The sequence below is a fragment of the Polaromonas sp. P4_F9 genome (assembly GCF_056401235.1).
The window spans coordinates 64781-77175 of the sequence record NZ_JBFUJT010000016.1; the positions used below are offsets into that span (position 1 = coordinate 64781).

Below are 12395 nucleotides of genomic sequence, written 5' to 3' on the forward strand. Positions count from 1 at the left end.
AGCAAACCGCGTCAGAGACGATGGGCGGAAGTGGGCGGAAATCGGGCAAATAGCCGGGTATTACGCTCACGCCCTGTCCGGTCGTGCGCCTACGTCGGAACGGCCGGCCGCCAGTTACAAATGAGTAACTTCATCGCAAAAGGTCAGCCATGCGAGTTCACCGATTTCTTTCACTCCTCATGTCGTTGCTGGCCGTCGGCTTCATCGCCACGGCGCCGCAGCCTGCAGGTGCGCAGCCCAAGGCGCGCTTTGCACCGGAGATCAGCAGCTTCCAGGTCGACGTGACCGACCAGCTTGCACCCGGCAGCGACCTCAGTTTCACGCTGGAAGGCTCGCCGCGCGGGCAGGCCAGCGTCCGGCTGAGCGGCATCAACAAAAACATCGTGCTGCGCGAAGTCGAGCGCGGTGTTTATGAAGGCTCCTACACGTTGAGCCGGCGCGACCGGCTCGGCCCGCAGCCAACCGCGACCGCCACCCTGCGTGTGCGCAATGCCTCCAAGGTCGTGACCCAGGCCTTGGCCGGTGGCCTGCCACCGGTGGCCAGCCAGCCACCACCTCCTGCCGCCCCACCCCTGGTGATTGAACGCTTCACGGTCACACCGGTGGCCCGCATCGAGCCCGGTGCCGAACTGCGCTTTGCCGCCGCCGGTACACCCGGTGCGCGCGCCACGCTGAGCATCGACGGCGTGGTGCAGGGCGTGCCCATGCAGGAAGTGCGCCCTGGCCGCTATGAAGGCGCCTACACCATCCGCCGCAACGACAACTTCCCGCCCTCGCTCAACATCGTCGCCACCCTGGAGGGCAACGGCCAAACCATTCGCTCGCGGCTGAACCAGGCGCTGTTGGTGGACGCCCGCCCGCCCACCGTGCGAAACCTTGCACCGCAAAACAATGAGACCGTCGTGGGCAACCCGGTGTCGGTGTCCGCGACTTTTGATGACAGGGGCGGTGTCGGCGTGGATCCGAAGAGCGTGAAGATCATGATCGGCGGCCAGGACGTGACGCGCAATGCCAGCATCACGCCCCAGTTCCTGACCTGGCGCGGCGATTTGCGGCCCGGTGCCCAATCGGTGGAAATCACCGCTGCCGACATGGCTGGCAACGCCGTGCGCCAGACCTGGGTGTTCAATGTCGCCGGCCCGCAAACCCCGCCGCCGGCCGCCACACTGCCCTTGCAGATCACCAGCCACGCCAACAATGCACAGGTCAGCGGCGGCACCATCGAGGTACGGGGACGTACCGCCCCGGACACGAAAGTGGATGTGCAGGTCCACGTGATCGCCTCGTTGGCCGGCTTCTTCGGCGTCAACCAGCCGATATTGACCCAGACCCTGCGATCGGATGCCGGTGGCAACTTTGCCTTCAGCTTCAGGCCGCAAGTGCCGGTGCCGGGCGCACGCTATGAATCCACCATCACGGCGACCAAAGGCAACCTCACCAACGAGATCCAGCTGGTGCTGTTCCAGCAACGTTGAGATCAAGGAATTGCAGCGGAAGCAGGCCTTGCGCGGGCCGTTCCGGGCAAACATGGAAGCGGGGTGACGTGCGCCATCGAACGGAACCGCATGCGGATAGCGCATTTTCAAAATGCAACGCGGGACGGCCGCTCGCCTGAACAGGCGAGCAGTCCGCCGCAAACAACCCAAAGGAATTTTCATGAACTACTCCATCATTTTTTCAGCCGCACTGACGGCACTGGCTTTGACCGCATGCGAGAGGCCGACTACTGTCGTGACTCCTGCGGCTCCTCCGGCAGTAGTCACCGTTCCCGGACCCGCTGGCCCGACAGGCGCGACAGGCGCGACTGGCTCGACCGGATCAACCGGGTACACCGGCGCAACTGGCTCCACGGGCTCGACCGGCTCGACCGGCTCGACCGGCTCGACCGGGTATACCGGTGCAACTGGAGACACTGGCGCAACGGGTGATGCCGGGGCCCAAGGCCAGCGCGGCAAAACCGGTGATACCGTGGTCATCGTTCCGGCTCCAGCGAAATGAGTTCCCCATAGCATGGGGTCCTCCGTACAGCGACCCACACCAAGACGGCGCCATCATCATCACACCCGTGATGATGATGGCGCCTTTTTTTGCCAGGCAACCCATGTGATTCACACACCCAGGCCTGACCCGCGCCCATGCGGGCGTTGCGGGTCACCCCGGGCAGACGTGCGCCGGATTGACGGATGAATCCTGAGACTCGACCAGGCCTTAATCCGGCTTGATTTTTGCCGCCTGAATCACCTTGCCCCATTTCTCCTGCTCGACGCGCTGAAAGGCGGCAAGTTTTTCGGGCGGACCACCCACCGGAACGGCACCCAGGTCTGTCAGGCGCTTGGCCACGGCAGGCTGCTTGAGGGCCGCGTCCACCTCGGCCGACAGGCGCTTGACAACGTCGGCCGGCGTGCCGGTGGGGGCGTACAGCGCGTACCAGGACGACGCCTCGAAGTCTTTCATGTTGAGGGCTTCCGCCAACGTCGGCACGTCGGGGTACTGCGGCAGGCGCTGCGCCGTGGTGACGCCCAGCATCTTGAGCTTGCCGCTTTTCACAAAAGGCGTGCTGGTCAGCAGGGTGTCAAACATCAGCTGCACCTGGCCCGCCACCACGTCGCCGATGGCCGGGCCGGACCCCTTGTAGGGAATGTGCGTCATGAAGGTGCCGGTGCGGTATTTGAAATACTCGGGCACCAGGTGCGAGGAACCGCCGTTGCCGGCCGACGCAAAGTTCACCTTGCCGGGATGGGCCTTGAGGTAGCTGACGAACTCCGGCAATGATTTGACCGGCAGCGCCTGCTGATTCACCACCACCACGATCGGCACGGTGACCACGAGGGAGACCGGCGCAAAATCCTTGTTGGCGTCATACGGAATCTTCTCGTGCAGCCTCGGGTTGATGGCCATGGTGCCGATGCTGGCCATCATCAGGGTATAGCCGTCCGCCGGCGCTTTGGCCGCCTCCCCCACGCCGATGAAACCGTGGCCGCCCGCCTTGTTTTCCACGATGACCGGCGTTTTCAGCGAGTCGCTGATGGCCTGCCCGACCACCCGCGCCGTGATGTCGGTGGGCCCGCCCGCCGGGAAAGGCACGACGATGCGGATCGGCTTGCTGGGCCACGCACCCTGCGCGTGCACGACGAGGGAAGAGGCGGCCATACCAGCCAGCAGCGCCACGTGGATAAGGAATCGGATCGGTTTTTTCATGAAAATGGTCTCCAGTTTTTGAGGTGGTGCCGGCAAGCAAAGGGTGCGGAAGAAAAGAAAGAAAGCGTCGCTGATCAATACGGCGGATGCCTGGCGAATCGCTCTTATTCAGAGCCCGCCACGCCGCTATCCAGCAGCGCAACCACCTGGGCCTCGTCATACCCCAGCGACAGCAGGAGCTCGCGGGTGTGCTCGCCCAGGCGCGGCGCGTTGCGGCGCAGCTTCAGTCGCTCGCCCCCCAGCGTGAGCGGCAGCAGCGGTACAGTGGTGGCACGGCCATCGGGCAGGGTCATGGGCGCCAGCCCCCCTGTGCCCAGGAGGTGCGGGTCGTCAAACAAATCCTGCGGGCGCGTGATCGGCGCAAACGGCAAGGCGTTCTTTTCAAACACCGCGCTGAGTTCGGCGGCACTGCGACCGGCCAGGTGCGATCGCAGGATGGGCATCAGCCACTCGCGGGCCCGCACGCGGTCGTTGTTGGTTTTCAGGCGCGGGTCGGACTTGAGCACCTCCAGCCCGAACGCATCACAGAAAATCGCCCACTGGGTGTCGCTGACCACCGCCAGAAAGATCTGCTCGCCTTCTTTCACGGTGAACACGTCGTAGATGCCCCAGGCCGAGATGCGGCTGGGCATGGGGTCTGCGGGTTGGCCGGTCACGGCGAACTGCATCATGTGCTGAGCCACCAGAAACACATTGTTTTCAAACAGGGCCGATTGCACCTCCTGGCCCTTGCCGGTTCCTCTTGTCGGATGGTCGCGCGCGGCGAGAGCCGCCATGGCGCCGATCGCGCCGAACATGCCACCCATGATGTCGTTGACGCTGCTGCCGGCGCGCAGCGGGTCGCCCGAGCGGCCCGTCATGTAAGCCAGGCCGCCCATCATCTGCACCACCTCATCGAGCGCGGTGCGGTGGTCGTAGGGCCCGGGTAAAAATCCCTTGTGGCTCACATACACCAGGCGCTCATTCAGCTGTGACAGGCTGGCGTAGTCCAGGCCCAGCTTCTTCATGGTGCCGGGCTTGAAGTTTTCACTCACCACATCCGCCGTGGCCACCAGCTTGAGTGCCGCTTCCTTGCCTTCGGGGGTCTGCAAGTCGAGCGCAATGCTTTTCTTGTTGCGGTTGAACAGGGGGAAAAATCCGGCGCCCGAACCGATCAGTTTGCGCGTGTTGTCACCGGCCATGGGCTCGACCTTGATGACTTCGGCTCCCAGGTCGGCCAACACCATGCCGCAGGTGGGGCCCATGACCATGTGGGTGAACTCGACGACCCGCAGGCCGGTGTAGGGCAGGCTGGCAGCCTGGCCGTTGGATGTTGTGCCGGCTTCAGACATGGACAGCTCCCTGCGCAAAACCCTTGGGTAAACCGGCCTCGGGCGTCATGCCGTAGAGAGGCTCGCCCGGCAAGCCCGCCTGCAGCGGCGCGCGTGCGACCATCAATCGTTCAAGGTTCACGCCGGTCGAAATGCCCATGGCCTCGAACATGAAGACCAGGTCTTCGGTCACCACATTGCCCGATGCACCCGGCGCATAGGGGCAACCGCCGAGGCCGCCGAGCGAGGCGTCGAAAGTACGCACCCCCTCTTCATGAGCCGCCAGGCAATTGGCCAGGCCCAGGCCGCGCGTGTTGTGCATGTGCGCCGCGCCCGCCCGGTCGCCGATCTCGGCACGCAGGCGCCGGAACAGGCGACGTACCTGCGCCGGATTGGCGTAGCCGGTGGTGTCGGACAGGCCCGACTCGTCCGCCCCGGCGGCAATGCATTGCGCTGCCAGCCGGATCACGTCGTCTTCGGGCACCAGGCCCTGCAGGGTGCAGCCGAAGGCGGTTGAGATACCGGCCTCCACCTTCACGCTCGGGGCCATTTCATCGCGCAGCCCGACAATGCGGCGGACTTCTTCGAACATCTCCTCACGCGTCTTGCGCACATTGGCCAGCGAATGCGCGGCGCTGGCCGACACCGGGATGGTCAGCTTGTGCACGCCGGCGGCCAGTGCCGCCTGCGCACCGCGCGCATTGGGCACCAGCGCCATCACGGTGAGGCCGGGCAAGGTGAGCGCGTGCTTCACCACCTCGGCCGCGTCGGCCATCTGGGGCAGCGACGTGGCCGGCACAAAGGAGGCCACTTCGATTTCGCGAAGGCCGGCGTCGTGGAGTGCCGTGATCCAGCGCAGCTTGTCGGCGGTGGGCATGATGGCCTTGACGGACTGCAGGCCGTCGCGCGGGCCGACCTCGCTGATCAGGACATCGGGCCGGAAAGGTGTTTGCATCATGGACATCTCTCAAAAATAGGGGGTTCACGTCATCAACAGGTGATGTATGATAGTTCTGCAAGATAGAACACAGTTCTTTCTTATGAAATAATGACGCATTTCCCACCCCCGTGTCAAGCCACGACGAACTGGAGGTTTTCCCATGCCCCGCAAAGCCCACACCGAATCCCTGGCCGACAGCCACGCCGCACCCGGTGGCACCGCGGCGGTAGATCGCGCGCTGACCCTGCTGTGCGCTTTTCAGCTGGGCGATACTGCCCTGAGCCTGGCCGAACTGGCCGGCCGCACCCAGCTCTACAAAAGCACGGCGCTGCGTTTGCTGGCCTCGCTGGAGCATGCGCGGCTGATTCAAAAACTGGAGGACGGCCGCTACGGGCTGGGCAGTGAAGTGGCGCGGCTCAACGCGGTTTACGCCGCCTCGTTTTCGCTGGACCGCGTGGTGCTGCCCGTGCTGCGGGCGCTGGTGGCGGCCACCCGTGAGAGCGCCGCCTACCATGTGGTGCAGGGCGATGCGCGGCTGTGCCTATACCGCGTGGACTCACCCCATCCGATCCGCGACCACATCAAGGCCGGCGACGTGCTGCCGCTGAACCGGGGCACCGGCGGCCGCGTGCTGATGGCTTTTGGCCCCCGGCGCACCACCGGCCTCACCGCAAAAGATAAAAACCTCTACGCCCGCATCCGGGAGCAGGGTTACTTCTCGGCCATGGGGGACCGCCTGGCCGGCGTGGCCGGCATTTCGGCGCCGGTGTTCAAGGCCGATGGCAGCCTGGCGGCCGCATTGACGCTGACCATGCCGGCACAGCGCTATGACGAACGGCACGTTCAGAAGGTGCTGGAGGCCGCCCGCAAGCTGAGCGGGCAGGTTTGAGCCGCACAGGCAAAAAGCAAAAACACCGGATGCTGCTGCTTCCCAATAGCTTTCAATAGCTTTCAATAGCAATTGCGGCACGCCCCCGCCATGCAGCGGATTGGCAGCGATTGTTTCTTCAGCGGGGTGTTGACGACCCGGCCTGGCGCGCCAGGTGCATCTGGTGCAGCGTGATCTTGCGCACCTCGGCCTGGCTGGTTTCAATGTGCGCGCGCAGCAGCAGCGTGGCCTGGTCGCTGCGCTTGAGGCTCACCGCCTTCAAGATCTTGGCGTGCTCTTCATAGGTGGCATCAATGCGCGGCTGCTTGATGAAATCGAGCCGGCGGATGATGCGGATGCGGTCGGTCACCTCACGGTGCACGCGGGCCATTTCGGCATTGCCGGCCGCCGCCACCAGCGCGCAGTGAAAGGCTTCATCCCACTCGGCCACCTGCACCCTGTCGGTGCTGCGCTCGGTCGGCGGCACCAGCCAGATCGCGGCCAGTGCATCGAGCAACGCGAGGTCCACCTGCTGGCTGCCGGTGCACAGGCGTTGGACCGCCGTGGTTTCCAGCACCATGCGCAGGTCGTAGAGCTGTTCAAATTTCTCAAAGTCAAACGGCAGCACACGCCAGCCGCTGCGGAACAGCACCTCCACAAAACCCTCCTGCTGCAACCGGAACAGCGCCTGGCGGACCGGCGTGCGCGACACGCCCAGGCGCTCGCTCACATCGCTTTCGGTGAAGCGGTCACCCGGCACCAGCCTGAATTCGGCAATATCGCTCTTGAGCTGCTCATAGGCCTCGTCCGCGCGCGAGCGGTGGGCGGGAATGGCGGGAAGGACGTGGGGAGGACGGGCTGCTGTGTACACGACAGAACTCTATCAGTGTTGCCGCACCGGCAGGGTCGCGAGCAACTGGCCGCTGGTGGCGGTCCAGCCGACGATGGCGCCCTGCGCGCGCAGCATGTCCACCGCCGCCGCCTTGAACTGCGGAAAATAGCTCTCGGTGCAGTCTTCCAGCAGCAGGCAGTCGTAGCCGCGGTCGTTGGCTTCGCGCATGGAGGTCTGCACGCACACCTCGGTGGTCACGCCCATGAACACCAGGTGCGTAATGTTCGCCAGTTGCAGCAACTCGTGCAGCGGCGTGGCGTAAAACGCGCCCTTGCCCGGCTTGTCCAGCACGATCTCGCCGGGCCACGGTGCGAGTTCGGCAATGATCTGGTTGCCCAGCTCGCCGCTCACCAGTATCCGGCCCATCGGTCCCTCATCGCCGATGCGCAGCGCGGGGTTGCCGCGCTGACGCTTGGCCGGCGGGCAGTCCGACAGATCGGGACGGTGGGCTTCACGGGTGTGCACCACCAGGCCGCCGACATCACGCCAGGCCTGGAGCACGGCCTGGCAGGCCGGCACGATGGCGGCGAGCAGCGCCACGTCGTTGCCCAGGCTCTCGCCAAAGCCGCCGGGCTCGATGAAATCGCGTTGCATGTCGATGATGACGAGCGCCGTGTGGGCAGGGTCGAAGGCGTAGGGAAACGGATTGGCGTTGATTTCGATCATGCGATTGCCCTCACGCTCACGCTCACACTCGCCCTCTCCCAGAGGAAGAAGGAATAAAACCGGGGACACGTGGTCATGCGCCAGCTTCCTCCCTCTGCCTTTGGGAGAGGGTTGGGGTGAGGGTTTCAGCCTCTGGAGCATGGTGGCCACCCCCCATATGCGCCCCCAGCACATGACGCTCGGCGCTGGCTGCCGGGGTTTCAAAAACGATGCGCCCTTCGCTCATGACGACGATCCGGTCGGCCAGCTCCAGCAGCTCGTCCAGGTCTTCGCTGATCAGCAGCACAGCGCCGCCCTGCTCGCGCACACCCAGGATGCGGCCGTGGATCTCCTTCACCGCCGCGAAGTCCAGGCCGAACACCGGGTTGGCGGCGATCAGCACATTGATCTCGCCGTTCAGCTCGCGCGCCAGCACGGCGCGCTGCACATTGCCGCCCGAGAGGCTGCGAATCGGCGCGTTCTCGCCCTGGGTCTTGATGCCGTAGCCGGTGATCCACGCGCGCGCACGGCTGCGCCACTGGCCAAAGCGCAGGCGCCCTCCCTGGCACAACGGCGCGCGGTCGAAGTCGCGCAGCGCCATGTTTTCCGCAACACTGAGTTCGCCGACGCAGGCATTGCGCAGGGGTTCTTCAGGCAGGCTGCGCACCTTGAGCCGGTGGTTTTCGTCGCGCGTCGCCGCATACGGCTGGCCCATGACCTGCACGCGGCCGCCGGCGCGCTCGCGCTGGCCGACCAGGGCTTCGACCAGCTCGCGCTGGCCGTTGCCGGACACCCCCGCGATGCCCAGTATTTCGCCGGGGTTGACGGACAGGCTGAGCTCCCGCACGGCCAGCGTGCCGCGGTCGCCCATCACCTGCAGTTGGTCGACCTGCAGGGACGGTGGCGCGGCGTCGCCCGTGCCGCAGAGCTGCGCCGGACTCCTGTATTGCCCGATCGCAGCACCATCCTCTGCGCCGGCCAGGTGCTCGGGTTGCGCAGCGCTGGCGTCGCCCACCATGGCCTGCGCGAGCGAGGCCGGGTCGGTCGACGAGACCGCGCAATGGTGGACAAGCCGGCCGCGGCGCAGGACCGTGACGTCGTCGGCATAGGTCATCACTTCGCGGAACTTGTGCGTGATGATGAGCACGGTGCACAGCCCGCTTCGCGCGAAGGCGCGGACATGGCCGAGCACTTCATCGGCCTCCTGCGGCGTCAGCACCGACGTGGGTTCATCCAGGATCAGCAGGCGCGGTTTCAGGTAGAGCTGCTTGAGCAGTTCCAGCTTCTGCTTCTCGCCGGCCGCCAGCTCCATGGGCCGCGCATCCAGGTCCAGGCTGAACGGCGTCGAGGCGAGAAACTCCCTGAGTTCGGCGCGCCTGGCCTTCCAGTCAATCAGCGCCGGCGTCTTGCCGCCGGCCAGCAGCAGGTTCTCGGCCACGGTCATGCCGGGCGCCAGCGTGAAGTGCTGGTACACCATGCCGATGCCCAGCGCACGCGCAACCACCGGGCTGGCGATGTCGTGCTCGCGGCCATCCGTGACCACACTGCCTTCTTCCGGCCGATGAAAGCCGGCGATGCACTTGACCAGCGTGCTCTTGCCGGCGCCGTTCTCGCCCAGCAGGGCGTGCACGCTGCCGGGCGCGACCTTCATCGTCACATGGTCCAGCGCGGTGAAATCGCCGAAGCGCTTGGTCAGCTCGTAGGTCTCCAGCGCCATGGCGCCGGTGGGTGCATGCATCGGGTCGATATGCAAGGTCATGGGGCCGCCTTCATCGTCATGGCCGGACCTGCAGCGCGACCAGCACGGCGTGGGACGTCGCGTGTGCGCCAAACACGCCGCCCTGCATGGTGATCATCTTCAGCGCCGCGGCATGGTTGCCCGGGTCGGTGGCGGCGGTGCAGTCCGACAGCACCAGACATTCGAAGCCGCGGTCGTTGGCCTCGCGCATCGTGGTGTGCACGCACACGTCGGTGGTGATGCCGGCGAGGATCAGGTTCTCGATGCCGCGGGTGCGCAGGATCAGCTCCAGGTCGGTGGCGCAGAACGAGCCCTTGCCGGGCTTGTCGATCACCGGCTCAAAGGGCAGCGGGGCCAGCTCCGGAATGATCTCCCAGCCCGCCTCGCCGCGCACGAGGATGCGCCCGCAGGGCCCGTCGTCGCCGATGCCCACGCCACCGCTGCCGATCTGCCGGGAGCGCCAGCGCTTGTTGGCCGGCAGGTCCGACAGGTCGGACCGGTGGCCTTCGCGGGTGTGGATGATGTGCCAGCCGCCCTGGCGCATCGCGGCCATGAGCTTTTGCAGCGGCGCGATGGGTGCGCGGGTGAGCGAGATGTCGTAGCCCATCTTGTCCACATAGCCGCCGATGCCGCAGAAATCGGTCTGCATGTCGATCACCACCAGCGCGGTGTTGGCCGGCCGCAGGTCGCCGTTCCAGGGCCAGGCATAGGGGTTGGATTGAATGAAGCGTTCCATGGTCATTCCTTGGCGAATGCGAACGTGGGGCACATGGTTAGCGGGATGAAAGCTCGCCCGGGCTGCCGGCCACCACGCTGCCGGGGCGGCAGGTGATCACGAGAATCAGCAGGGTGAGCACATAGGGGACGATGTTGAAGAGGTGGTAGCCCCAGCCGATACCGATCGACTGCAGCGCCGGGCCGATGGCACCGGCGCCGCCGAACAGCAGGGCCGCGCCGACGCAGCGCAGCGGACTCCAGCGCGCGAAGATCACCAGCGCCACGGCGATCAGGCCCTGGCCGCTGGAGATGCCTTCGTTCCAGCTGCCGGGATAGAACAGCGTGAGCGATGCACCGCCCAGGCCGGCGATCATGCCGCCGGCCGCGGTGGCGGCGATGCGGATGCCCGCCACCGAATAGCCCAGTGCCCGCGCCGCGCTGGCCGAGTCGCCGGCCAGGCGCACCAGCAGGCCGGCGCGGGTGCTGGCAAAAGCCCACCACAGCGCAACAGCGATCACGAGGCCGATCGGCACCAGGGCATTGACCTGCAGCGCCGAGCGCACAGCAGCCGAGCTGCTCCACTCGCCCAGGGCGATGGCCGGTAATTGCGGCGCCTGCGGCTGGATCAGGGGCTTGCCGAGATAAAAAGCCAGACCCATGCCCAGCAGCATGAGCGCGATGCCGGTGGCGATGTCGTTGACGCGGGGAAAGGAACACAGCACGCCGTGCAGGGTGGCCAGCAGCGCGCCGGTGAGCGCTGCGGCCACCACGCCGATCCAGGGCGAACCGCTGAGGTAGGACGCGCCGAAGGCCGACATGGCCGAGAGCACCAGCACGCCCTCCAGGCCCAGGTTGATGCGCCCGGATTTTTCGGTCAGGCATTCACCCAGGCTGACGAACAGGAAGGGCGCGCCTACGCGCAGGGCGCCGCCGAGGATGCCGGCCAGGAAGATGATCACCTGGTCGCCGGTCATACGATCTTGTCCCCCATGCCAAGCTGCACCGCGCTGGGCTCGGGCGGGCCGAAGCGCCCGACACGCGCCCACAGCGCCTTCCAGTCCATGTCGCGCAGGGCTTCGCTGGCCAGGATCAGCACAAAGGCGATGCCCTGCAGCAGCAGCACCGAGGCATCGGGCAGACCGAGCCGGCGCTGCAACAGGCTGCCCGCGGCACCAAAGCCGCCGAAGAGGATGGCCACCGGAATCACCGCCACCGGCTGGTGGCGCGCGATGAACGACACCAGGATGCCGGCGTAGCCGTAGCCGGCAATCAGCGAGGCGTTGGCACTGGTGTGCACGGCCGCCACCTCAATGGCACCGGCCAGCCCGGCCGCGGCCCCGCCCAGCGCGCAGGCCAGCAGGATCAGCCGGGAGGCCGGCAGGCCCACCAGCTGCGCCGCGCGCGGGTTGCCACCAACCACGCGCACAGCAAAACCCGAGGGCGTGAGCCGCAGCCACAGCCCCACCGCCAGGCAGACCAGCACGCCGGCCACCAGACCCCAGTGCACATCGGAGCCGCCGATGCCGCCGATGCGCAAGCCCTCGGCCAGCGCATGGGTCGAGGGCTTGTTCAGGCTGGCCGGGTCGCGCAGCGGCCCTTCCACGAGATGCTTGAACAGACCGATGGCCACGTAGGCCAGCAGCAGGCTGCTGATGGTTTCGTTGACACCGCGGTATTGGCGCAGCCATCCCGCCATCGCGATCCACAAGCCGCCCGCGGCAGCGCCAGCAGCGCAGACCAGCACGGTGCCCGCGCTATTGGCCGGTAACGACAGGCCCTGGGCCAGCCCCGCAGCAGCGAGACCGCCCAGGACCAGCGCCCCCTCCCCTCCAATGATCACCAACCCGGCGCGCGCCGGAATCGCCACGCACAGCGCCGTCAGCATGAGCGGCGCCGCGCGCTGCAGTGTGTTCTGCCACGAGTACCAGTCACCAAATGCGCCCTTGAACAGCAGCAACCAGACTTCAGCCGGATTGACGCCGGCAAACCAGACGAAGACGCCGAACAGCAGCAGCGCGGCCAGGATGGCGCCCGCAGGAAGCATGGCCGCCTTCAATGCGTTACGCATGGCATGCCCTCACCCCGGC

The 12395-nt window shown here is 66.3% G+C and carries 12 protein-coding genes; 2 read left to right on the forward strand and 10 right to left on the reverse strand.

Annotated features, from left to right (window positions below):
• Positions 1 to 149: 149 nt before the first annotated feature.
• Positions 150 to 1475 carry an Ig-like domain-containing protein gene (locus tag AC1DUB_RS15465; RefSeq protein WP_477730245.1) on the forward strand — a complete coding sequence of 442 codons (1326 nt, stop codon included), beginning with the start codon at positions 150 to 152 and terminating at the stop codon, positions 1473 to 1475.
• A gap of 186 nt (positions 1476 to 1661) precedes the next feature.
• Here AC1DUB_RS15465 and AC1DUB_RS15470 read toward each other — a convergent pair whose 3' ends face one another.
• The 4 genes from AC1DUB_RS15470 to AC1DUB_RS15485 form a co-directional block, all read right to left on the reverse strand.
• On the reverse strand, positions 1662 to 1976 hold the full coding sequence (locus AC1DUB_RS15470; protein ID WP_477730246.1) for a hypothetical protein: 315 nt from the start codon (positions 1974 to 1976) through the stop codon (positions 1662 to 1664).
• 232 nt (positions 1977 to 2208) lie between these two features.
• Positions 2209 to 3198, reverse strand: coding sequence for a Bug family tripartite tricarboxylate transporter substrate binding protein (locus tag AC1DUB_RS15475; protein ID WP_477730247.1), 990 nt, complete (start codon positions 3196 to 3198; stop codon positions 2209 to 2211).
• A 104-nt stretch (positions 3199 to 3302) separates the two neighbouring features.
• Complete coding sequence (locus tag AC1DUB_RS15480) at positions 3303 to 4529, reverse strand: CaiB/BaiF CoA transferase family protein (RefSeq protein WP_477730248.1); 1227 nt, start codon at positions 4527 to 4529, stop codon at positions 3303 to 3305.
• Positions 4522 to 5466: a hydroxymethylglutaryl-CoA lyase gene (locus tag AC1DUB_RS15485; RefSeq protein WP_477730249.1), complete on the reverse strand. Its 945-nt coding sequence runs from the start codon at positions 5464 to 5466 to the stop codon at positions 4522 to 4524. The genes AC1DUB_RS15480 and AC1DUB_RS15485 overlap by 8 nt, the downstream gene beginning before the upstream one ends.
• A gap of 142 nt (positions 5467 to 5608) precedes the next feature.
• Between AC1DUB_RS15485 and AC1DUB_RS15490 the strand changes: the two genes are divergently transcribed.
• Positions 5609 to 6337, forward strand: coding sequence for an IclR family transcriptional regulator (locus AC1DUB_RS15490; protein ID WP_477730250.1), 729 nt, complete (start codon positions 5609 to 5611; stop codon positions 6335 to 6337).
• Positions 6338 to 6455: 118 nt separating this feature from the next.
• Here AC1DUB_RS15490 and AC1DUB_RS15495 read toward each other — a convergent pair whose 3' ends face one another.
• The 6 genes from AC1DUB_RS15495 to AC1DUB_RS15520 form a co-directional block, all read right to left on the reverse strand.
• Complete coding sequence (locus AC1DUB_RS15495; RefSeq protein ID WP_477730251.1) at positions 6456 to 7187, reverse strand: GntR family transcriptional regulator; 732 nt, start codon at positions 7185 to 7187, stop codon at positions 6456 to 6458.
• Positions 7188 to 7199: 12 nt separating this feature from the next.
• Positions 7200 to 7874 (reverse strand): cysteine hydrolase family protein, encoded by a 675-nt coding sequence (locus AC1DUB_RS15500; RefSeq protein WP_477730252.1) that lies wholly within the window; start codon positions 7872 to 7874, stop codon positions 7200 to 7202.
• Positions 7875 to 7947: 73 nt separating this feature from the next.
• On the reverse strand, positions 7948 to 9612 hold the full coding sequence (locus AC1DUB_RS15505) for an ABC transporter ATP-binding protein (RefSeq protein WP_477730253.1): 1665 nt from the start codon (positions 9610 to 9612) through the stop codon (positions 7948 to 7950).
• 16 nt (positions 9613 to 9628) lie between these two features.
• On the reverse strand, positions 9629 to 10327 hold the full coding sequence (biuH, locus tag AC1DUB_RS15510) for a biuret amidohydrolase (protein WP_477730254.1): 699 nt from the start codon (positions 10325 to 10327) through the stop codon (positions 9629 to 9631).
• A 37-nt stretch (positions 10328 to 10364) separates the two neighbouring features.
• Positions 10365 to 11282 carry an ABC transporter permease gene (locus tag AC1DUB_RS15515; protein ID WP_477730255.1) on the reverse strand — a complete coding sequence of 306 codons (918 nt, stop codon included), beginning with the start codon at positions 11280 to 11282 and terminating at the stop codon, positions 10365 to 10367.
• Complete coding sequence (locus AC1DUB_RS15520) at positions 11279 to 12376, reverse strand: ABC transporter permease (protein WP_477730256.1); 1098 nt, start codon at positions 12374 to 12376, stop codon at positions 11279 to 11281. Before AC1DUB_RS15520 ends, AC1DUB_RS15515 begins: the two co-directional genes overlap by 4 nt.
• Between the last annotated feature and the right edge of the window lie 19 nt (positions 12377 to 12395).

Bases quoted from the DNA above. Each gene is read 5' to 3' on its own strand.
- biuH (WP_477730254.1), bottom strand. From the start codon at position 10,327: ATGGAACGCTTCATTCAATCCAACCCCTATGCCTGGCCCTGGAACGGC.
- AC1DUB_RS15500 (WP_477730252.1), bottom strand. From the start codon at position 7,874: ATGATCGAAATCAACGCCAATCCGTTTCCCTACGCCTTCGACCCTGCC.
- AC1DUB_RS15520 (WP_477730256.1), bottom strand. From the start codon at position 12,376: ATGCGTAACGCATTGAAGGCGGCCATGCTTCCTGCGGGCGCCATCCTG.
- AC1DUB_RS15505 (WP_477730253.1), bottom strand. From the start codon at position 9,612: ATGACCTTGCATATCGACCCGATGCATGCACCCACCGGCGCCATGGCG.
- AC1DUB_RS15515 (WP_477730255.1), bottom strand. From the start codon at position 11,282: ATGACCGGCGACCAGGTGATCATCTTCCTGGCCGGCATCCTCGGCGGC.
- AC1DUB_RS15480 (WP_477730248.1), bottom strand. From the start codon at position 4,529: ATGTCTGAAGCCGGCACAACATCCAACGGCCAGGCTGCCAGCCTGCCC.
- AC1DUB_RS15475 (WP_477730247.1), bottom strand. From the start codon at position 3,198: ATGAAAAAACCGATCCGATTCCTTATCCACGTGGCGCTGCTGGCTGGT.
- AC1DUB_RS15485 (WP_477730249.1), bottom strand. From the start codon at position 5,466: ATGATGCAAACACCTTTCCGGCCCGATGTCCTGATCAGCGAGGTCGGC.
- AC1DUB_RS15470 (WP_477730246.1), bottom strand. From the start codon at position 1,976: ATGACCACGGTATCACCGGTTTTGCCGCGCTGGCCTTGGGCCCCGGCA.
- AC1DUB_RS15490 (WP_477730250.1), top strand. From the start codon at position 5,609: ATGCCCCGCAAAGCCCACACCGAATCCCTGGCCGACAGCCACGCCGCA.
- AC1DUB_RS15465 (WP_477730245.1), top strand. From the start codon at position 150: ATGCGAGTTCACCGATTTCTTTCACTCCTCATGTCGTTGCTGGCCGTC.